Annotated in this window: 20 protein-coding genes and 1 tRNA gene; 14 read left to right on the forward strand and 7 right to left on the reverse strand. The window is 66.5% G+C overall.

Features of this window, described 5'->3' with window-relative positions; all coding sequences use genetic code 11:
• Positions 1 to 20: 20 nt before the first annotated feature.
• Genes OSH10_RS08520 through OSH10_RS08535 form a run of 4 tightly spaced genes read left to right on the forward strand, consistent with a single transcriptional unit; the run spans position 21 to position 1,741 of the window.
• On the forward strand, positions 21 to 281 hold the full coding sequence (locus OSH10_RS08520) for a hypothetical protein (protein WP_266331289.1): 261 nt from the start codon (positions 21 to 23) through the stop codon (positions 279 to 281).
• Positions 278 to 484 carry a hypothetical protein gene (locus OSH10_RS08525; protein WP_266331290.1) on the forward strand — a complete coding sequence of 69 codons (207 nt, stop codon included), beginning with the start codon at positions 278 to 280 and terminating at the stop codon, positions 482 to 484. Before OSH10_RS08520 ends, OSH10_RS08525 begins: the two co-directional genes overlap by 4 nt.
• 28 nt (positions 485 to 512) lie before the next feature.
• On the forward strand, positions 513 to 692 hold the full coding sequence (locus tag OSH10_RS08530; protein ID WP_266331292.1) for a hypothetical protein: 180 nt from the start codon (positions 513 to 515) through the stop codon (positions 690 to 692).
• An 8-nt stretch (positions 693 to 700) separates the two neighbouring features.
• Positions 701 to 1,741 (forward strand): site-specific integrase, encoded by a 1,041-nt coding sequence (locus tag OSH10_RS08535; RefSeq protein ID WP_266331294.1) that lies wholly within the window; start codon positions 701 to 703, stop codon positions 1,739 to 1,741.
• Between the two features lie 58 nt (positions 1,742 to 1,799).
• Here OSH10_RS08535 and OSH10_RS08540 read toward each other — a convergent pair.
• A tRNA-Arg gene (locus OSH10_RS08540) sits at positions 1,800 to 1,876 on the reverse strand.
• Positions 1,877 to 2,303: 427 nt separating this feature from the next.
• Between OSH10_RS08540 and OSH10_RS08545 the strand changes: the two genes are divergently transcribed.
• Positions 2,304 to 3,047 (forward strand): thermonuclease family protein, encoded by a 744-nt coding sequence (locus OSH10_RS08545; protein WP_266331296.1) that lies wholly within the window; start codon positions 2,304 to 2,306, stop codon positions 3,045 to 3,047.
• Positions 3,048 to 3,050: 3 nt separating this feature from the next.
• The gene (locus tag OSH10_RS08550; protein WP_266331297.1) at positions 3,051 to 4,553 is read left to right on the forward strand and encodes a M48 family metalloprotease; all 1,503 of its coding nucleotides are present in this window, start codon (positions 3,051 to 3,053) and stop codon (positions 4,551 to 4,553) included.
• 106 nt (positions 4,554 to 4,659) lie between these two features.
• Here OSH10_RS08550 and ilvD read toward each other — a convergent pair whose 3' ends face one another.
• Positions 4,660 to 6,516 carry a dihydroxy-acid dehydratase gene (gene ilvD / locus OSH10_RS08555; RefSeq protein WP_266331768.1) on the reverse strand — a complete coding sequence of 619 codons (1,857 nt, stop codon included), beginning with the start codon at positions 6,514 to 6,516 and terminating at the stop codon, positions 4,660 to 4,662.
• 269 nt (positions 6,517 to 6,785) lie between these two features.
• Between ilvD and OSH10_RS08560 the strand changes: the two genes are divergently transcribed.
• Positions 6,786 to 7,796: a TerC family protein gene (locus OSH10_RS08560; RefSeq protein WP_407660700.1), complete on the forward strand. Its 1,011-nt coding sequence runs from the start codon at positions 6,786 to 6,788 to the stop codon at positions 7,794 to 7,796.
• Here the strand turns inward: OSH10_RS08560 and OSH10_RS08565 are convergent.
• Complete coding sequence (locus OSH10_RS08565; protein WP_266331300.1) at positions 7,754 to 8,923, reverse strand: M20 aminoacylase family protein; 1,170 nt, start codon at positions 8,921 to 8,923, stop codon at positions 7,754 to 7,756. The two genes, OSH10_RS08560 and OSH10_RS08565, sit on opposite strands and share 43 nt — an antisense overlap.
• 88 nt (positions 8,924 to 9,011) lie before the next feature.
• Positions 9,012 to 9,719 (reverse strand): urease accessory protein UreE, encoded by a 708-nt coding sequence (locus OSH10_RS08570; RefSeq protein WP_266331301.1) that lies wholly within the window; start codon positions 9,717 to 9,719, stop codon positions 9,012 to 9,014.
• A gap of 369 nt (positions 9,720 to 10,088) precedes the next feature.
• On the opposite strand from OSH10_RS08570, the gene OSH10_RS08575 reads away from it, so the two are divergent.
• The 4 genes from OSH10_RS08575 to OSH10_RS08590 all read left to right on the forward strand — a co-directional run bounded on the left by OSH10_RS08575 (position 10,089) and on the right by OSH10_RS08590 (position 13,599).
• A complete protein-coding gene (locus OSH10_RS08575; protein ID WP_266331302.1) occupies positions 10,089 to 11,402 on the forward strand; it encodes a D-alanyl-D-alanine carboxypeptidase family protein in 1,314 nt (437 codons plus the stop codon).
• A gap of 5 nt (positions 11,403 to 11,407) precedes the next feature.
• On the forward strand, positions 11,408 to 12,595 hold the full coding sequence (locus tag OSH10_RS08580; protein ID WP_266331303.1) for a CobW family GTP-binding protein: 1,188 nt from the start codon (positions 11,408 to 11,410) through the stop codon (positions 12,593 to 12,595).
• Positions 12,596 to 12,718: 123 nt separating this feature from the next.
• Positions 12,719 to 12,985: a hypothetical protein gene (locus OSH10_RS08585; RefSeq protein ID WP_266331304.1), complete on the forward strand. Its 267-nt coding sequence runs from the start codon at positions 12,719 to 12,721 to the stop codon at positions 12,983 to 12,985.
• 50 nt (positions 12,986 to 13,035) lie between these two features.
• On the forward strand, positions 13,036 to 13,599 hold the full coding sequence (locus OSH10_RS08590; protein ID WP_266331305.1) for an NADPH-dependent FMN reductase: 564 nt from the start codon (positions 13,036 to 13,038) through the stop codon (positions 13,597 to 13,599).
• On the opposite strand, the gene OSH10_RS08595 is transcribed toward OSH10_RS08590, so the two are convergent.
• Entirely contained in the window at positions 13,587 to 13,892 is a 306-nt protein-coding gene (locus tag OSH10_RS08595) for a sulfurtransferase TusA family protein (RefSeq protein ID WP_266331306.1), read from the reverse strand. The two genes, OSH10_RS08590 and OSH10_RS08595, sit on opposite strands and share 13 nt — an antisense overlap.
• Before the next feature lie 130 nt (positions 13,893 to 14,022).
• On the opposite strand from OSH10_RS08595, the gene OSH10_RS08600 reads away from it, so the two are divergent.
• Positions 14,023 to 15,462, forward strand: coding sequence for a lipopolysaccharide biosynthesis protein (locus tag OSH10_RS08600; protein ID WP_266331307.1), 1,440 nt, complete (start codon positions 14,023 to 14,025; stop codon positions 15,460 to 15,462).
• Positions 15,459 to 16,607 (forward strand): GNAT family N-acetyltransferase, encoded by a 1,149-nt coding sequence (locus OSH10_RS08605; RefSeq protein WP_266331308.1) that lies wholly within the window; start codon positions 15,459 to 15,461, stop codon positions 16,605 to 16,607. Before OSH10_RS08600 ends, OSH10_RS08605 begins: the two co-directional genes overlap by 4 nt.
• On the opposite strand, the gene OSH10_RS08610 is transcribed toward OSH10_RS08605, so the two are convergent.
• Positions 16,570 to 17,610, reverse strand: coding sequence for a YeiH family protein (locus OSH10_RS08610; protein ID WP_266331769.1), 1,041 nt, complete (start codon positions 17,608 to 17,610; stop codon positions 16,570 to 16,572). The genes OSH10_RS08605 and OSH10_RS08610 overlap by 38 nt on opposite strands.
• A gap of 83 nt (positions 17,611 to 17,693) precedes the next feature.
• Here OSH10_RS08610 and OSH10_RS08615 point away from each other — a divergent pair, with 83 nt between their 5' ends.
• Complete coding sequence (locus OSH10_RS08615) at positions 17,694 to 18,584, forward strand: LysR family transcriptional regulator (protein WP_266331309.1); 891 nt, start codon at positions 17,694 to 17,696, stop codon at positions 18,582 to 18,584.
• Here the strand turns inward: OSH10_RS08615 and OSH10_RS08620 are convergent.
• Positions 18,574 to 19,185 (reverse strand): CAP domain-containing protein, encoded by a 612-nt coding sequence (locus OSH10_RS08620; protein ID WP_266331311.1) that lies wholly within the window; start codon positions 19,183 to 19,185, stop codon positions 18,574 to 18,576. The two genes, OSH10_RS08615 and OSH10_RS08620, sit on opposite strands and share 11 nt — an antisense overlap.
• Positions 19,186 to 19,196 lie beyond the last annotated feature (11 nt).

Here is a 19,196-nt window from a genome sequence, read left to right on the forward strand (position 1 = left end):
CTTGTCATGGAGGCTGCAGAATGAGCCGGAACTATCTCGTCTGCGAGGGCTGTGTTCAGCCCCTCGACGTCAGCGACCGCTACTATCCAGGCATCGATTGCGTGCTCTGCATCCGATGCGCCCCGACCTTCATGGATCTGCTCACCGAGCCGACCGCCTTCGTCGAATCGGACGATGACGGGGTGCCGCTCAGCCGAGAGAAGCGCGAGGCCATGCTCGACGCGCACATCGCCGCCGGCGGCCATCCGCAGGACAGCATGGCGACGAGGGCGGTGGAATGATCCAGCGCCGGTACATTTCGCCAGCCATGCGCCAGAAGGCGAACGACTTCTTGCACTGGCGCCAGGCCAATGGCGGAGCCGTCCGATGGGATCGCGGTGGCGCGAAGGCCCGCCGGCGCAACCGCGACCGCCGCGACGAGATCAACTCGACCGGGCTGGTACCGACGGACACCACCCTGATGAGCGAGGGAGCGTTGGAATGAGCTACTCGCCCTCGAAGGGAGAGACGTGATGGGACAGCGAGCCGCAACGTTCACCGAGGTGGATCTCAAACGCGCCATACGCGCCGCGACCAAGGCCGGCTTTGAGGTGAAAGGCGTCGAGATCACGAGACTGGGCACCATTCGGCTACTGCAAACCGTCACTGAGGAAAAGATCGAGGTTGACGACTTGGAGCCGGTCATCCTGTGATAGGCCCTATGCCGCGTAAACTGCATGCCCACGTCTATCGAGAGAAGACCCGCCATGGGCGCCCGGTCTGGTACTTCCGCCGTGGAAAGGGCGTTAGAACGCGCCTGCCGGGTGACTACGACAGCCCGGAGTTCATGGAAGCCTATCACGCTGCGCTGGCGGGAACGGCAGTCCAACGGGCCCGGCCGACGGCGAAGCCGAACACGCTCCGTTGGCTTGTCGACCGTTACCGGGAATCCTCCGACTTCGTCCGGCTGGCACCGTCTACCAAACGCGTCCGCGAGCGCCTTCTACTGCGGCTTTGCGACGCGGCCGGCGACACCCTGGTCGAGCGATTGACCCGCGCAGCCATCTTGGCGGGCCGGGAGCGACGCGCCGAGACGCCCGAAGCGGCGAACGCCTTCATCAAGACAATGCGCGTGCTGCTCGACTATGCCATGACCGCGAACCTGATCGACAGGAACCCGGCTCGCGATGTGAAGCTGTTCTCCAGCAAGACCGGCGGCATCCACACATGGACCGTCGACGAGGTGGCCCGTTACGAAGAGCGGCATCCACTCGGCACCAAAGCCCGGCTTGCGCTCGATATCCTGCTCTACACAGGGCTGAGACGGTCGGACGCCGTAGTGCTGGGGCGCCAGCACGTCAGGAACGAGATCCTGAATATCCGTACGAAGAAGACCGGCAAGACCGTGACGCTCCGAATCCTGGCGCCTCTTCGCGCCTCCCTCGACGCATCAAAGACTGGCGACCTCACCTATCTGATCACCGAGTACGGTAAGGCCTTCACAGCCGACGGATTCGGCAACTGGTTTCGGGATCGGTGTGCAGAAGCTGGCGTACCTGGTTCGGCGCATGGGCTGCGGAAAGCAGCTGCGACTCGCGCGGCAGAGGCAGGCGCGACGACTTCCGAGCTGATGGCCATGTTCGGCTGGCAGTCTTCCAAGCAGGCCGAACTGTACACCCGAGCCGCGAACCGAGCCGCCATGGGCGTGCATGCGAGCGACAAGCTGCAGCAACATAAACAGAACAAAACGCCCGCACCTTAATACGAGGTGCGGGATATATCGGGAATTACCCTGCAAAATCAGATACTTGATTTTTGGATGGTGTCCCGGAAGGGATTCGAACCCCTGACCTACGGTTTAGGAAACCGTTGCTCTATCCTGCTGAGCTACCGGGACATCCGCCGCCCTGGGCGGAGACGCGCCGCCGGACCGGCTTGGCCGGGCGGGTGACATGCTTATGGTCCGATTGGCGCCTCGTTTTCAAGAGCGCGCCGCGGAAATCTGCGACGCAATCCACCCCCCGGGCCGCGGGCGGCCGCCTCGAGAGCTTAAGCGCCCGTCTTGCGGATTTCCGGATGCGCGGGCAGGGCCTGCATGAGACGATGTCATCGCGTCGCCATCACGATGACACAAGGACGGGGGAATCAGGACGCGGATGGGCTCGAAGCGCCGCAGCGGATCGGCATCGGCCGCGCCGGGAGACGCCGGCAGGCGCGGATGGGCGCTGGCGGCGACCGGGCTTGTCCCCGGGCTTGTCATGGCGGTGTTGGGAACGATGATGGCGGAAGCGACGGGGGCCGAACGGTCCGAAAGGACGGCGGGCTTGCACGAATGCCGTCTCGTCGATGGCGAGACCGGCCTCGTTGCCAGCGTCGTCGACGGCGACACGCTGGTGCTCGATTCCGGGCTGGAGGTGCGGCTGGTCGGCATGCAGGCGCCGAAACTGCCGCTCGGCCGGCCGGATTTCACGGCATGGCCGCTGGCGGAGGAAGCGAAGACGGCGCTGGAGCGCATCGCGCTCGGCCAGGCGGCGCAGTTGCGCTATGGCGGCGCCCGGCGCGACCGCTACGGCCGCGCGCTCGCCCATGTCGAGATCCTGCCGGAGGACGGCGCCCCCCTCTGGCTGCAGCAGGCGATGGTGGCCGGCGGCCTTGCCCGCGTCTATTCCTTTGCCGACAACCGCCAGTGTGTCGACGCTTTGATGAATGTTGAACGGCAGGCTCGCAAATCAGGGCTTGGCCTCTGGCCCGATCCATACTACGCCATCCGCCCTGCGACCGATCCCGCACTTGCAACCCGACACGATGTATATGATCTGGTTGAGGGAAGAGTCGTTTCCGTCGGGGAGCGCGGTCCGATCGCCTATCTGGATTTCGGGCGCGACTGGTCGACGGATTTCACGGCGGTGCTGACGGCCGAAGCCCTCGCGGCTTTGGCGGAAGACGGCATCGACGTGAAGGCGTTGCGGGGGAAACGGGTAAGACTGAGGGGCTGGATCGAGAGTCACGACGGGCCGAGCTTGCGGATCACGCATCCCGAGCAGCTCGAACTGTTGGACCAATGGTGAAGAATGACGGCATTCGGTGCCACACGGGATAGGGACCGCTCCGGCTCCCGCGGCGCGCTTCTCTGGAAGGCGGCGATCATCACGGCGAGCCTGCTGCTCGCCGGCTGCACAACCGTGCTTGAACAGACCTATGGCCCGCCGCAGACGACGGCCGGCGCCGCCATCCCGCCCCCCGTCGATCCCAAGCAGGCGCGTATTGGCGCGCAGGAGCATCCGCGCATCGTCGCGAGCTTCGGCGGCGTCTATCACGACGACAAGCTCGAGAAGACCGTGGCGCGCATCGTCGGCCGCATCGTCGCGGCCTCCGACGATCCGTCGCAGTCCTACCGGATCACCATCCTCAACACGCCATCGGTCAATGCCTTCGCGCTGCCCGGCGGCTATCTCTATGTGACGCGCGGCCTGCTGGCGCTGGCGAATGATTCCTCGGAAGTCGCCGCCGTGATCGCGCACGAGATGGGCCACGTCACCGCCAACCACGCCATGCAGCGCCAGAACAAGGCCCGCGCGGCGATGATCGTCAGCCGGGTCGTCACCGACGTCCTGCAGGACGGCGACGCCGGCCAGCTGGCGCTCGCCTCGAGCCAGCGCACGCTCGCCGCCTTCTCGCAGCAGCAGGAGCTGGAGGCCGACGCGATCGGCGTGCGCACGATCGGCAAGGCAGGCTACGACCCCTTCGCCGCCGCGCGGTTCCTCGACCTGATGGGCCGCTTCGCGGCCTACAAATCGGCCGGCAGCGTCCAGGACAAGCGGCCCGATTTCCTCGCCTCGCATCCGGCGACGCCGCAGCGCGTCGATTTCGCGGTCCGCGCCGCGCGCCAGTTCGGCGCACCAGGCATTGGCGAGGTCGACCGCGAGCGCTACCTGCAGGGCATCGACGGCATGCTGTTCGGCGACGACCGCTCGCAGGGCTTCGTGCGCGGCAAGAACTTCTACCATCCGACGCTGGGCGTGGCCTTCACCGTGCCCAACGGCTTCATCCTCGACAACACGACGGATGCCGTGCTGGCGACCGCGCCGGACGGCACGGCCCTGCGCTTCGACGGCGCCAACCTGCCGGTCGGCACGGCGCTGGCCGATTACATCGCGTCGGGCTGGGTCAACGGGCTCGACCGCAACTCGATCAAGAGCTTCTCGGTCAACGGGCTGGAGGCCGCCTCGGCGCGCGCCGAGGCCAAGGGCTGGGTGTTCCGCATCGCCGTGATCCGCGTCGGCCCGAGCGCGACCTATCGCTTCATCTTCGCCAACGAGACCGACACGCCGGGTCTCGAGCAGTCGACGAACGAGACGGTGCAGAGCTTCCGCAAGCTGTCGCCTCAGGAAGCCGCCGCGCTCAAGCCGCTGCGGGTGCAACTGGTGACGGTGAAGTCGGGCGATACGGTCGAGAGCCTGGCGCGCCGCATGAACGGCGTCGATCGGCCGGCAGACCTCTTCCGCGTGCTGAACGACATCAAGGGCAATGCCCTGCCGCCCGCCGGCGACAAGGTCAAGATCATCAGCGATTGAAGGCCAGGCGGCGCGAAAGTCGGCTTGGCGCCGTCGTTTTCTGCCAGGCCAGGCCACAAAAAAGGGCGCCCGAAGGCGCCCTTTTTACGTTTCAGCCGATAGCGGGTCAGACGTCGAAGCGGCTGACGTCGCGAACCGCGCCCTTGTCGGCGCTGGTCGCCATCGCGGCATAGGCCTTGAGCGCCGTCGTCACATTGCGCTTGCGCGGCTTGACCGGCTTCCAGCCATCCCGCCCGCGCGCGTCCATGGCGGCGCGACGCGCGGCGAGCTCTTCGTCGGAGATCTTGATGCGCAGGATGCGGTTGGGGATATCGATCTCGATCGTATCGCCTTCCTCGACCAGGCCGATGGCGCCGCCGGCGGCGGCTTCCGGTGCGACGTGGCCGATGGAAAGGCCCGACGTGCCACCGGAGAAGCGGCCGTCCGTCACCAGCGCACAGGCCTTGCCGAGGCCGCGCGACTTCAGATAGCTGGTCGGATAGAGCATTTCCTGCATGCCGGGGCCGCCGCGCGGTCCCTCATAGCGGATGATGACGACGTCGCCTTCCTTGACCTTCTTGTTCAGGATGCCGAGCACGGCGTCGTCCTGGCTTTCGAAGATCACGGCCGGGCCGGTGAACTTGAGGATCGACTCGTCGACGCCGGCGGTCTTCACCACCGAGCCATTGAGCGCGATGTTGCCCTTCAGGACCGCAAGGCCGCCATCCTTGGAGAAGGCATGCGGCACGTCGCGGATGGCGCCCTTCTCGCGGTCGAGATCGAGTTCGGTCCAGCGGCGATCCTGGCTGAAGGCCGTCTGGGTCGGCACGCCGCCGGGTGCGGCGCGATAGAATTCACGCACGCTCTCGCTGTTGGTCTGGCGGATGTCCCAGCGGGCGATCGCCTCGGCAAGAGTCGAGGAATGCACGGTCGGCAGGTCGAGGTTCAACAGGTCGCCGCGCGCCAGTTCGCCAAGGATGGCCATGATGCCGCCGGCGCGATGGACGTCTTCCATGTGCACGTCCTGCTTGGCCGGGGCGACCTTGCAGAGCACCGGGACGTGACGGGACAGGCGGTCGATATCGTCGAGGTCAAAGTCGATCTCGCCCTCATGCGCCGCCGCCAGGATGTGCAGCACGGTATTGGTCGAGCCGCCCATGGCGATGTCGAGCGTCATGGCGTTTTCGAAGGCGCCGAAGGAGGCGACGTTGCGCGGCAGCACGCTCTCGTCGTCCTGCTCGTAATAGCGGCGGGTGATGTCGACGATCTGGTGACCCGCCTCGACGAACAGACGCTTGCGGTCGGCGTGGGTTGCGAGCGTCGAACCGTTGCCCGGCAGCGACAGGCCGAGCGCCTCGGTCAGGCAGTTCATCGAATTGGCGGTGAACATGCCCGAGCAGGAGCCGCAGGTCGGGCAGGCATTCTGCTCGATCAGCGTCACGTCTGCGTCGGACATCGACTCGTCGGCGGCGGCGACCATGGCGTCGACGAGGTCGAGCGCATGCATCTTGCCGTCGGACAGCACGACCTTGCCGGCTTCCATCGGGCCGCCGGACACGAAGATCGTCGGGATGTTGAGGCGCAGCGACGCCATCAGCATGCCCGGGGTGATCTTGTCGCAGTTCGAGATGCAGACCATGGCGTCGGCGCAATGGCCGTTGACCATGTATTCGACCGAGTCGGCGATGATCTCGCGCGAAGGCAGCGAGTAGAGCATGCCGTCATGGCCCATCGCGATGCCATCATCGACGGCGATAGTGTTGAACTCCTTGGCGACGCCACCGGCCTTCTCGATCTCGCGCGCCACCAGCTGGCCGAGATCCTTCAGATGGACGTGGCCGGGGACGAACTGCGTGAACGAGTTTACCACCGCGATGATCGGCTTGCCGAAATCGCCGTCCTTCATGCCGGTGGCGCGCCAAAGGCCGCGCGCGCCGGCCATGTTGCGGCCATGGGTGGTAGTACGGGAACGATAGGCGGGCATGTTGACCTCGATCTGCATCGTTTTCCCCCATAAAGGACACCGGCGATCGAGCGGAGCGTTCCGGGGGAAGTGGTAAGAGGTTTTGGTTGCACCAAAGCGACCGGGATGTCGAGAAAATTTCGCGTTTCGCACCTTGCGCCGGGTTGGGCCGAGTGCCATCTCCTGCAAACGAGCGGGGTCCGGGCCCCTCTGGCGGTGCGTCGCCCACCGTGATGTCGGACCCTTAAATTTGTTGGCCCGGCGACCAGTGCTCGTGACCCATGGATATGATTTCGTTTTTCGGCGCCGAGTTTCTCGGCCAGCCGGCTGCCGTCTGGCTTTTGTTCACCGGCATCGTCGCCTTGCTGCTGGTCCTTGACCTCGGCGTGCTCAATCGCGGCGACCACGAGATCGGCATTCGCCGCAGCCTCGTGCTTTCCAGCTTCTACATCGGTGTCGCGCTGCTGTTCGGCGCCTGGGTCTGGTACGATCTGGGCGCGGATGCCGGCATGCTCTACCTGACCGGCTTCGTGGTCGAGAAGAGCCTAGCGCTCGACAACATCTTCGTCATCTCGCTGATCTTTTCCGCCTTCGCCATCCCCCGGGCCTACCAGCACCGGGTGCTGTTCTGGGGCATTCTCGGCGTTCTGGTGCTGCGCGCCATCATGATCGGCCTGGGCGCGGCGCTGATCTCGTCCTTCGGCTGGATCCTGTACATCTTCGGCGCCTTCCTGATCCTCACCGGCATCAAGATGCTTTTCGCCGGCGACGAGCCGATGGATCTGGAGAACAGCCGGATCCTGAAGCTGGTGCGGCGGATGATCCCCGTCTCGCCCCATCTGGACGGCCACCGCTTCTTCACCCGGGTCCAGCAGGCGGGCGGCAAGGCGCATCTCGTCGCGACGCCGCTGTTCCTGGCGCTGGTTTCGATCGAGATCGCCGACATCGTGTTCGCGGTCGACAGCGTGCCGGCCGTCTTCGCGATCACGACCGATCCCTACATCGTCTACACCTCGAACATCTTCGCCATTCTCGGCCTGCGCGCGCTCTACTTCGCGCTGGCCGCCATGGTGCACCGCTTCCACTATTTGAAATACGCGCTGGCGCTCGTGCTGGTTCTGGTCGGCGGCAAGATCTTCTGGACCCACCTGGTCGGGCCCGTCGACACGCTGATCTCGCTCGGCTCGACCATCGGCCTGCTCGGCGGCGGCGTCATTGTCTCGCTCTGGAAGACGCGACGCGACGACCGCGCCGCGCTTCAGGCCGGCGCGAGCGACGTCTCGATCAAGCGGACCCAGTAGGAAGCGCCGATCGGCAAGGCGTCGTCATTGAAATCATAGGCCGGGTTGTGCAGCCCGGCCGTGTCGCCATTGCCGATGAAGATGAAGGCGCCGGGGCGCTTCTCCAGCATGTAGGAGAAGTCCTCGCCGCCCATCATCGGCGCGACCTCGCGATCGACGCGGTCGCCGCCGACGATCTCCGAAGCCACGTCGCCGGCGAAGATGGCGTTGGCGACGTGGTTCACCGTCACCGGATAATTCCGGTCGTAGTCGACCTCGATGCTGGCGCCATAGGTGGCCCCGATGCCGGCGGCAATCTCGCGGATCCGCTTCTCGGCGAGATCGCGCATCTCCGGCGTCAGCGTGCGCACGGTGCCGCCCAGATGCGCCGTCTGCGGGATGATGTTATGCGCCTCGCCGGCGTGGAACTTGGTCACCGAGACAACCACCGAGTCGAGCGGATCGACCGAGCGGGACACGATGGTCTGCAGGGCCTGCACGAGATGCGAACCGATGACGATCGGATCGAGGCTCAGATGCGGCTTGGCGGCATGGGCGCCCCGGCCGGCGATGGTGAAATTGAACTCGTCGGTCGCCGCCATGATCGGGCCGGGCCGGATCGCGAACTTGCCGATGTCGAGACCCGGCATATTGTGCATGCCATAGACCTCGTCGATGCCGAACCTTTCCATCAGCCCGTCCTCGACCATCGCCTTGCCGCCGCCGCCCCCCTCTTCGGCGGGCTGGAACACGACCACGGCCGTGCCGTCGAAATTGCGCGTCTCGGCCAGGTATTTGGCCGCGCCCAGCAACATCGCGGTATGCCCGTCATGACCGCAGGCATGCATCTTGCCGGGACTGGTCGAGGCATAGGGCTTGCCGGTGATCTCGGTCAGCGGCAGCGCGTCCATGTCGGCGCGGAGCGCAACGGTCCGGCCGCCATCTCCCCGCCTGCCGCGAATGACACCGACCACGCCGGTGCGGCCGAGGCCCGTCACCACTTCGTCGACGCCGAATTCCTGCAACCGTTCCGCGACCTTGGCCGCGGTACGGTGCACGTCGTAGAGGATTTCCGGATGCTGGTGCAGATCATGTCGCCAGGCGGCGACCTCGTCCTGATACTCGGCCAGACGATTGATGATCGGCATTCCGGAACTCCGCGAGGTTTACAACACGAAGCCCCACTCTAGCTGCGGCGCAGCAAAAAATCACGATCCGGTTTGCTTTTCCCTTGCCCTAGCCATGCCGGGCGGACGGATCGTCCGGGCCGGACTCGCGCGCCGCGCCGGGATCGCGATGCTCGTGGCCCGGACTGCGGGCGTGGCTCTCGGACCAGCCATGCGACTGCCGCGACCGTCCTGCCGAGAAGGCATGGCCATGCGCCTCGGCAAATGCCGGGCCATGGCGGTGGAAAGATCCCCTCTCCCCGGAATGACTCTCGCCATCCGCCGGGTCGAAGCCCCGGGAAAAGGGCTGGCCCGCAAAGCTTTGCCAGAAGCCCGACCACGGATTGTCGTCATCCGGCAGCGCGTTCTCCGGATCGAACGGCGCCTCGACGCGACGCAGGATCGCCTCCATCTCCGCCAGCCTCGCCTCGACGAGCGGATCGGGGCGGATCCACAAATGGTCCCCCACCATCTGCGCCGGCATCTGGCGTGTGCCGATATACCAGGCGATGCGGATCAGTTTCGGCTGGCTGCCGGCGGAAACCTCGATCAGAGGCTCCCTCGCCGCCTCGACCGCAATGATGCGGCCATCCTCCAGCAACAGTCCGTCGCCATCGCGCAGCCCGACCGGCATCGGCAGATCGAGCAGGAACGACACGCCGCTCTTCGCCGACATGGCAAGGCGACCGCGTCGACGGGCTTCAAAGTCGAGCAGGACCGTATCAGCGACAGCGCCGGTCCAGGAGCCTGCGGGAAGAATGGTGGTTGCGCGGATCATGAAGCGCCTCCTCACAATCGTGGTCCGTCCCGGACCGCGACGTCGGTCCGGCGACTTCCTGCATACCGCCCCCCAAAGACCCATCGCGGCAATCTAGATCATAACGTAGCGTCAGACCATGGCATACGCACCGGGATCGCCCGCGCCGAGCGTGAATCGGTCGCCAGAAATCGGCAGAACGCCTCGCGAAATCTGCTTTGGCAGGCTCGACGGCCGAGAGAGATTTCCGCTCTCATTCCAAGGACTTCCGGACCATGCGCGAAATCGGCGGATGCGCCGCTTTGCCAAGGATGCCCCGGATCGGTTACTCAGGAGCGACGCGCCGGCCTCGTCGGTCCCGCCCCCTTCCCGACACGGACAAAGCCTGACATGCACTTCGTGACCCGATCGATCGCCCGGTTCCTCTCACTCATCCTGCTGGTGGGCCTTGGCGTGAACGCGGCATCCGCGGTGGAAACGCCCTACATCGTCGCCGACATCGACAGCGGCAAGGTCCTTGCGGCGCGCAACGCGCACCAGGACTGGTACCCCGCCTCGGTTACCAAGCTGATGAGCGCCTATGTCGTGTTCAAGGCGATCCGGGATCGCAGGATCTCGCTGGCGAGCCAGATCGTGGTCTCCCGCCACGCGCTCAACGAGCAGCCGAGCAAGATGGGCTTCAAGGTCGGCACCGTCATCGATCTCGACAATGCTCTGAAGATGATGCTGGTGCATTCGGCCAATGACATCGCCATGGCGATCGCCGAGACCGTCGGCGGCAGCGAGTCCGGCTTCGTGGCGATGATGAACGCCGAAGCGGCGCGGCTCGGCATGACGAACACCCATTTCATCAACCCGAACGGCCTGCCCGGCGAGGGCCAGTTCACCTCGGCGCGCGATCTCGCCTTGCTGGCACGCGCGCTCTGGATCGAGTTTCCCGAACGGCGCCAGCTCTATGGCATCACCGCGATCCGCTCCGGCAAGCGCGTGCTGAAGTCCGCCAACTCGCTGCTCGAGCGCTATCCCGGCTCCAGCGGCATGAAGACCGGCTTCATCTGCGCCTCCGGCTTCAACGTCGTGGCGACCGCCTCGCGCGACGGCCATACACTGGTCGCCGTCGTGCTCGGCGCCAGCACCGCCAAGGAGCGCGCCGAGTTGACGGCCCGCCTCATGAACCAGAGCTTCGGCAGCCTGGCGCTCACCGGCAACCGGCCCACGCTGGCCAGCTTCCGCGGCGCCTCGCCGGTCGAAGGCGCGATCAACATGCGCGACGACATCTGCAATCGCAAGGATCGCGGCGAGCACGAGGCGGAGAACGCCGCCGCGCCGAACCTGCCCAGCGCGTTGATGCCCCGGGTCAAGCTGATGGAGCCCGTCGTCGTGTCGACGATCGGCGTGCGCAATCCGGACGGTTCGATCAAGCCTGCCGCCGTGGCCGAGGCGGAGGACGAAGCCGCCGCCATCGCCGCGGCCGCCGCGAAGCAGGAGAAGAAGCAGAAGGGCAAGGCCGCCAAGGCCAAGGCCGGGAAAAAGGCCGCCGACAAGAAGACGGTTGCCAAGCCGGTCGCCAAGCCCGCCAGGAAGAGCGACGACAAGCCGGTGAAGGCCAAGGCGTCCACCAAGCCGAAGATCGAGCTCGGCGTGCCGTTCGATTCGACCGACGTCGCCCCCCTGCCGGATTCGGCGCTCGCCATCTCGCAGTGACGCGCTTGACCCAGGAACCCGCCCAAATCCCCGCCCGCCCCCGCCCGAAGCCGATCCCGCTGACTGTGCTGACCGGCTTCCTCGGCGCCGGCAAGACGACGCTGCTGAACCGGCTGCTGCGCGATCCGGCACTGGCCGGTACTGCCGTCATCGTCAACGAATTCGGCGAGATCGGGCTCGACCATCTGCTGGTCGGCGAGTCCGAGGACGGCATCATCGAGCTTTCCTCCGGCTGCCTCTGCTGCACCATTCGCGGCGAACTGGTGACCACGCTCGAGAATCTGCTGCGCGCGCTCGACAACCACCGCATCGAACGGCTCGACCGCGTCATCATCGAGACCACCGGGCTGGCCGACCCCGCGCCGGTGCTGCAGAGCGTGCTGCTCCATCCCTACCTGTCGATGCGCTACCGTCTCGACGGCGTCGTCACCGTCGTCGATGCCGTCAATGGAGTGCGCACCCTCGACATGTCGGATGAGGCCAACCGGCAGATCGCGGTGGCGGACCGCATCGTGCTGACCAAGACCGACCTTGCCGAGGCCGATCCGGCGATCCGCGACCGCATCCGCGCTCTCAACCCCGGCGCCGTCCTCCTCGAAGCGGGGCGTGACGATGTGGCGCCCGCCAATCTGTTCGACACGCAGCCCTTCACGACCGAAGGCAAGATCGCCGACGTCGTCGGCTGGCTGGCGGCCGAAGCGCATGCCGGTCACGACCACCACCATCACCATCACCATCACCATCACGACCATGGTCACGGGCATGCGTCCCATGCACACCAGCATGCACATGACGTGAACCGACATGACGCGCGCATCCGCTCCTTCGTCGCCACGCGGGCAACGCCGATCTCCCGCCATGCGCTGGATGATTTTCTCGACCGACTGGCCCGTGAGCATGGCGCAAGCCTGCTGCGGCTGAAGGGGCTGGTACAGACGACCGACGCGCCCGACCGGCCGCTCGTGGTCCAGGCGGCGCAGACGATCTTCCATCCGCCCGTCCGGCTTCCCGCCTGGCCGAGCGACGACCGTCGCTCGCGGCTGGTGCTGATCGTGCGCGACATGCCGGAGGCTGCCGAACACGCCCTGATAGGCGCCTTCTCCGACCTGCCGCAGACCGATATTGCCGATGCGACGACGGTGGCCGACAACCCGCTCGCCATCTCCGGTTTTTCCGGCGTCTTCCGTCTCTAGGCGGGCTTTCCCTGCTCGCCATCGGCCATTGCGCGCGACGATGGGACAATCGTTTGGGCCTGAACGGAACCGAATGTAAAAAGCGTCGTTGAGGCCTCAGACGCACCCCGGAGGAGAGCCAAGATGTCGATGAGATTTGCCGTCGCCGCAGCCATGTCGATCGCGGCCTGCCTGCCGATGATGCCGACCCAGGCCCTGGCTCTTTCGCAGAACGCGGCGAAGAACATCTGCATCAACAAGGCCGCCGCCAAGCACAATTCCTTGCGCGGCAACGTCCAGGTCAACCGCACCAAAGTGCGCAGCAGCACCTATGAATTCGGCCTCGTGATCGATGGGTCCCAGTTCAACTGCATCGTCACCAAGGGCGGCAAGATCCGTTATCTCGGCTAGTTTTTTCCCGGCTGACGCCAGCCGCTCGCTTCGGCACCATGGTCCCGGCCATGCTGGAGCGATTCGGTACGTTCATGCCCAGGATCCTGACGCTTTGTGGCAGCCTGCGCGCCGCCTCTTCCAATCGTAGCCTGCTGCGTGCGGCCGAAAGGGCCGCGCCGGCTGGAGTCGTTTTCGAGCATTTCGAAGGCTTGGGCGAACTGCCGCATTTCAATCCGGATGTCGAAGCCGGCCCCCTGCCAGCCCCGGTCGCCGATCTTCGCGCCCGGGTGGAGCTCGCGGACGCGATCCTGATCTCCTGCCCGGAATATGCGCGCGGAATCCCGGGCTCGTTCAAGAACGGACTGGACTGGCTCGTGGGAGGACCTGAGCTTCCCGGCAAGCCGGTCGCGCTGTTCAATGCCTCGCCGCGCGCGTCCGATGCGCAGGCGGCGCTTCGACTGGTCCTGACCACCATGTCGGCCCGGGTCGTGGACCAAGCGTGCATCGCGGTCCCCCTGCTTGCCGGGAGCCGCGAGGCCGAGGCCATCGCAGTCGATCCAGAACTTCGCCCGATCCTCGAGCGAGGTCTCGCGGCACTGCTGGCCGCGATCGAGCCGCCTCAGTCAGACTGAGCGCCGGTGGCCCCCCGCTCGATCAGGAATCGCAGGATCAGGCGGCCGCTCTCCTCCAGCCGTTCCTGTCGGATCAAGCGGTGGCCATCCTGCTGGCAAAGATGCGGGATATCGATCGCCGCCATTGGATCGGTGGCCTCGACCATCAGTCGACTGCCCCGCGCCATCCCGCCGAGCAGTTTGCGCGCTTTCAAGACCGGCAACGGACAGGCGATCCCCCGCGCATCGAGCCTGCGATCGGCGCGCCAGAGGGCGCCTTCGTCCGGGGTGGCATGGGCTGCATCATCGGTCATGTCGTTCGGCATATCCTCGGGGATCGGCGGGCTGGCCCGTCTGGACGGGCGAACGCTTTCTTAAAGCAGAAACCGTTACAGAATGCTCGGATCGTCCCGTTTTCCCTTCTCGGTTCAGGAGTTCCGCCGGGTGCGTGTTTCCTTCGTCGGCATGGTAGAGCGCCTCGCGCCGGCTGGGCTGCGCGCCCGTCTGGTCCGCATGGCCGCGATCGCCGACAGCATCGTCGCCGGCCGCGATGATCGCGCTGTCGCCCAGCGCATGGCCCTGACCGCCTTCACCATCCGCATCCTGTCCGCCGTCATCGCCTATGCGAGCCAGGTGCTGCTGGCGCGCTGGATGGGCGAATTCGAGTATGGCGTTTACGTCGTCGTCTGGGTCGGCGCCGTGATCATCGGCGGCCTTGCCTGCCTTGGCATCCAGACCGCGGTGGTGCGCTTCGTGCCGGAATATGCCGCCCGCAACGAACTGGCGCTGTTGCGCGGCATCCTGATCGGCAGCCGCGTGCATGGCCTCGCCACGGCGACGCTGATCGCTGCCATCGGCCTCATCGGCATCTTCCTGTTCCGCGACAGCATCGCCGGCTACTACGTCATGCCGCTCTATCTCGCGGCGATCTGCATCCCGATGCTGGCCATCGGCGAGATCCAGGATGGCCTGGCGCGCGGCTTCAACTGGGCCGACCTCGCACTCTGGCCAACCTTCATCATCCGTCCCGTCCTGATCATCCTCTTCACCTATCTGGCGCTGGAGATGGGCGCGGTCCCGGACGCCACCACGGCGATGACGACGGCGATCCTCGCCACCTACCTGACAAGCCTGCTGCAGATGGGCGCACTCGCCTATCGCACGCAAAAGGTCGTGACGCCCGGCGTCCGCCACTACCGCTCCTTTACCTGGATCGCGGTCGCCTTCCCGATCTTCCTGGTCGAGGGCTTCTTCAACCTCTTGACCAATGTCGACATCCTGATCGTCGGCCAGTTGCGCCCGCCGGAAGAGGTCGCCGTCTATTTCGCCACGGTGAAGACGCTGGCGCTGGTCCACTTCGTCTATTTCGCCGTCCGCGCCGCCACCATGCAGCGCTTCTCGCAATATTATTCGTCCGGCGACCGCGTCCGCTTCGAGGCGACGGTGCGGGATTCGCTGCACTGGACGTTCTGGCCTTCGGTCGTCGCCGTTCTCGTTCTGCTGCTCTGCGGCCGCTTCCTGCTGTCGATGTTCGGCGCCAGTTTCGTCTCCGGCTTCCCGCTGATCTTCATCTTCGCCGCCGGACTGCTGGTGCGCGCCTCGATCGGCCCGGCGGAAAGCATCCTGACCATGGCGGGCGAACAGCGGATCTGCGCCGCCGTCTATGCGGGGACGTTCCTGGTCAACCTCGTCCTCAACTACACGCTGATCCCGCATTTCGGATTGGAGGGCGCGGCGATCGCCACCTCTTTGGCGCTCTGCCTGGAAACGCTGGCCGTGTATCTGGCGGTACGCTGGCGGCTGAGACTGCGCTGCTCGATCCTGCATGTGCTGGGGTCGCACGGCACCATCCGCCTGACGCCGCGCTCGGAGAGCCAGCCGTGACGACCCCGTCGGTCGCGGAAGCGCCGACTTCGGCGATGGGGCCGGTCGCCCGCCCGGCCGAGGACAATCCCTTCTTTAGCGCCGGCATTCTCGGCGCGGCGCAAAAGCATCTCGGCGACCCCACGGTGACGATCGCCGCCATTGCCGATGCCAGCGGCGACGTCATCGCCCTGGCGCCGGTCCGCTCCACCCCTCTCGGCCGGCTGATCCCCGCCATGTCGATCTGGGTGCATCCCCATGGGCCGCTCGGCACCCCGCTTCTCGACGCCGGTGCGATCGACGCCGCGGCGGCCGGCCTGATCGCCGCGATGGATGGCGGGAAGCCGGGACAACGCATTCTCGAATTCCCCTATCTGCCGCTGGCCGGCCCCGTCGCCGACGCATTGCGACACCAGGCCGAGATCACGGGCCGGCCGATCGCCGTGCTCGGCGCGCACCGCCGCGCGATGTTGAAGCGCACGGATTCCGATCCCGCGCGCTTCCAGCAGGCGATCTCGGCCAAGAAACGGAGAGAACTGGCGCGCCAGCTTCGCCGCCTCGGGGAATTGGGAACGCTCACCGTCGAGCACGTCTCGGATCGGGACCGTCTCGCTGCCGCGCTGGAGGATTTCTTCGCGCTGGAGGCGAGCGGCTGGAAGGGCCGGCGCGGCACGGCGCTCATGCTCCGCGAGCCAGAGAAGGCGTTTGCCAAAGCCGCCGTCGCCGGAGGCGATGCGAGGATCCACGCGATCCGGCTCGACGGTCGCGCCGTGGCGATGCTGGTCAGCTTCACGGCCGGCCGCAGCGCCGTGACCTGGAAGATCGCCTATGACGAGGCCTATGCGCGCTTCTCGCCCGGTGTCCACATCATGCTGGAAGCGTCCGTCGCCCTCCTGGCGGATCCGGCCATCGACCAGATCGATTCAATTGCCATTCCCGACCATCCCATGGTCGACCCGATCTGGCCGGACCGGCTGGAGATCGGCACGCTCGTCATCGGGCCGAAGGGCGGCGGTCTCCGCTACGAGATCGGACTGGCGCTGGCGCGGCTGGAACTGAACCTGCGCGCCCTCGCCCGCCGCCTCGTCCGCACCGCGCGCAGGAAAGCCGGGGCGCTGAAGGCGGGGCTCAGGCGATCCCCATCCACCGGATCGCCACCAGGCTGATGATGCCCAGCGCCGCGAGCGACAGTACGACCGTTGCCGTGACCCGCAGGCCGGCCCGCGCCACGGAACGGACGTCGACGCCAAGGCCCAGCGCCGCCATGGCGAGCACCGTCAGGAAGCTCGCGAGCGGGGCCGTGTAGCCGACGACCCAATCGGGGATCAGGCCGGCGGAACGCAGCATGCCGAGCCCGATGAAGCCGAGGATGAACCAGGGCACCATGTGGCGGAGATTGGGGCGGCCGGTCGCGATCTCCGCGCCGTCGATCCGGCTTTGCAGCAGCGACAGCACCAGCACGACCGGCCCCAGCATCAGCACGCGCAGCAGCTTGACCAGCGTGCCCATCTGCACGCTGGCGGCGGCGACCGGCGCCGTCGCGGCCAGCACCTGCGGCACGGCATAGACGGTGAGCCCGGCGAATACGCCGTACTGCGTCACGGACAGGCCGAACACGGATATCAGCAGTGGCAGCGTCAGCACCACCACCACGCCGAGCACCGCCGTGAAGGCGATGGCCGAGGCGACGTCCTCGCCATCGGCATGGATCACGGGCGCCGCGGCGGCGATGGCGGAGTTGCCACAGATCGAGTTGCCGCAGGCGATCAGAATCGCCATGCCGCGATCTAGCCCCATCATCCGGCCGATGCCATAGCTGACCAGAATGGCGCAGGTGACCACCAGCGCGACGCCGATAAGGAGGGTCAGGCCCTGCGCGGCGACGGCGGCGGCGCTGATCGAGGCGCCGAGCAGCATGACCGCCAGTTCCAGCAGCGTGCGCGCGCTGAACACGACGCCGGGCAGGAAGCGCCCGCCAGGCCGCCAAACGGAGCGCACAGCCACGCCGATCAGGATCGCTAGTACGACGCCATCCAGCCAGGCGCGGCCGAAGAAGGCGGCTTCGGCATGCTCGACCAGGAGGGCCGCGACCGCCACGGCAGCGGTAAGGGCCAGTCCCGGAGCCAGGGGGTGCAGACGAGCGGGGAAGGAGCGGAGCGCGAAGGACATGCCGGGAAGATGCAGCCGGCTAATCATGCAATCCATTTCGAAATATAATACTGTTCATTCGATCCAATCGAACAAACATTCTCATGACCCTCGACCAGCTTAGAATTTTTATCGCCGTCGCCGAGCGCGAGCATCTGACGCGCGCCGCCGAGGCGCTGCGGTTGACGCCGTCAGCGGTAAGCTCCGCCATCCATGCGCTGGAAGCGCGCTACGACACGCGCCTGTTCGACCGGGTGGGCCGGCGGATCGAACTGACCGAGGCGGGGCGTGTCTTCCTCGTCGAGGCGCAGGCGACGCTGGCCCGCGCCCAGGCGGCCGAACTGGCGCTGGCGGAACTGGGCGGGCTGATGCGCGGCACGCTGGAAATCCAGGCGAGCCAGACGATCGCCAGCTACTGGCTGCCAGCGGCGCTCGTCCGCTTCCGCGCCGCCTATCCCGCGATCGGTATCCATCTCGCCACCGGCAACACCGAAACCGTGCGTCATGCGGTGCATGAAGGTCTCGCGGAAATCGGCTTCATCGAGGGCGAGATCGACGATCCCGCGCTGGCGACCCGGGCGGTTGGCGAGGACCGGCTGATCCTGGTCGCCGCCCCCGGCCATCCCCTGACGATGGCAACCGAGGTCGGCGCGGCGGAGATCGCTGCCACACGCTGGGTGATGCGCGAGCGCGGCTCCGGCACGCGCTCAGTGTTCGAGGCGGCGCTGACCGCGCGCGGCATCCTGCCCGAGACGCTGAAGGTCGAGCTGGAATTGCCCAGCAACGAAGCAGTCCGGGCCGCCGTCGAAGTCGGAGATCACGCGACCGTGGTATCCGAGTTGGTCGCCAGCCCGCCTATCGCGGCCGGCAAGCTGGCGCGCGTCGCCTTCGAGATGACGCCGCGCGCTTTCAGCATGGTCTGGCACAAGGAGCGCTACCGCTCCAAGGCCGCCCTGGCCCTGGAGACGCTGCTCGTCGCCCCGGCTAGCGGTTGACGACCGCGCCGCCGATCGAGACGACCGTGCTGCCATCGGCCGGCAGCGGTCCGCCGCCGATGACGGCCGGGCGCTCATAGGGCTTGGCCAGCACGAGCGACCAGTAGACCTTGTACTTGCTCTTCGGCGCGTAGGCCGTGCCGATCCCGATCCGGGTCACGCCCGGCTTCAGCATGTTGGCGTTGTGGTGGGGCGAATCGCGCCATCCCGAAAAAGCTTCGGCCAGGGTGCGGTAGCCCGCGCCGACATTCTCAGCCGCGATGCCCGCATCGAAGCCGGAAGCGGCGAGACGGCGCTGGAAGCTGCCGCCGACGTCATGATTGACCTTGTCGGCCTTGGCCATGGCGCGCGCCTGATCGGCCGCCATCTTGTTCAGAAGCGGATCGACCGTGACGGGGCCGAGGCCCTTGTTCATGCGGTATCCCGTGATGAGGCTGGCTGCGGCCTGCGGATCGACGGTGGCGCCGGCGGAATCGATCCGGTTGTAGAAGACCGGCGATTTCGGCGTCGTATCGACGACCGTTTCCGAGCAGCCGGCGAGGACGGCGGCGGCGGTCAGAGCGGCAAGCAGCGGCGGCATGCGCCGGAGGAAAGGGTTCATGGAGCAGCCTC

Source organism: Kaistia defluvii (assembly GCF_026343955.1).
GTDB lineage: Bacteria > Pseudomonadota > Alphaproteobacteria > Rhizobiales > Kaistiaceae > Kaistia > Kaistia defluvii.

Bases quoted from the DNA above. Each gene is read 5' to 3' on its own strand.
- OSH10_RS08520 (WP_266331289.1), top strand. From the start codon at position 21: ATGAGCCGGAACTATCTCGTCTGCGAGGGCTGTGTTCAGCCCCTCGAC.
- OSH10_RS08525 (WP_266331290.1), top strand. From the start codon at position 278: ATGATCCAGCGCCGGTACATTTCGCCAGCCATGCGCCAGAAGGCGAAC.
- OSH10_RS08530 (WP_266331292.1), top strand. From the start codon at position 513: ATGGGACAGCGAGCCGCAACGTTCACCGAGGTGGATCTCAAACGCGCC.
- OSH10_RS08535 (WP_266331294.1), top strand. From the start codon at position 701: ATGCCGCGTAAACTGCATGCCCACGTCTATCGAGAGAAGACCCGCCAT.
- OSH10_RS08550 (WP_266331297.1), top strand. From the start codon at position 3,051: ATGACGGCATTCGGTGCCACACGGGATAGGGACCGCTCCGGCTCCCGC.
- ilvD (WP_266331768.1), bottom strand. From the start codon at position 6,516: ATGCCCGCCTATCGTTCCCGTACTACCACCCATGGCCGCAACATGGCC.
- OSH10_RS08565 (WP_266331300.1), bottom strand. From the start codon at position 8,923: ATGCCGATCATCAATCGTCTGGCCGAGTATCAGGACGAGGTCGCCGCC.
- OSH10_RS08570 (WP_266331301.1), bottom strand. From the start codon at position 9,719: ATGATCCGCGCAACCACCATTCTTCCCGCAGGCTCCTGGACCGGCGCT.
- OSH10_RS08575 (WP_266331302.1), top strand. From the start codon at position 10,089: ATGCACTTCGTGACCCGATCGATCGCCCGGTTCCTCTCACTCATCCTG.
- OSH10_RS08585 (WP_266331304.1), top strand. From the start codon at position 12,719: ATGTCGATGAGATTTGCCGTCGCCGCAGCCATGTCGATCGCGGCCTGC.
- OSH10_RS08590 (WP_266331305.1), top strand. From the start codon at position 13,036: ATGCTGGAGCGATTCGGTACGTTCATGCCCAGGATCCTGACGCTTTGT.
- OSH10_RS08595 (WP_266331306.1), bottom strand. From the start codon at position 13,892: ATGACCGATGATGCAGCCCATGCCACCCCGGACGAAGGCGCCCTCTGG.
- OSH10_RS08610 (WP_266331769.1), bottom strand. From the start codon at position 17,610: ATGTCCTTCGCGCTCCGCTCCTTCCCCGCTCGTCTGCACCCCCTGGCT.
- OSH10_RS08615 (WP_266331309.1), top strand. From the start codon at position 17,694: ATGACCCTCGACCAGCTTAGAATTTTTATCGCCGTCGCCGAGCGCGAG.
- OSH10_RS08620 (WP_266331311.1), bottom strand. From the start codon at position 19,185: ATGAACCCTTTCCTCCGGCGCATGCCGCCGCTGCTTGCCGCTCTGACC.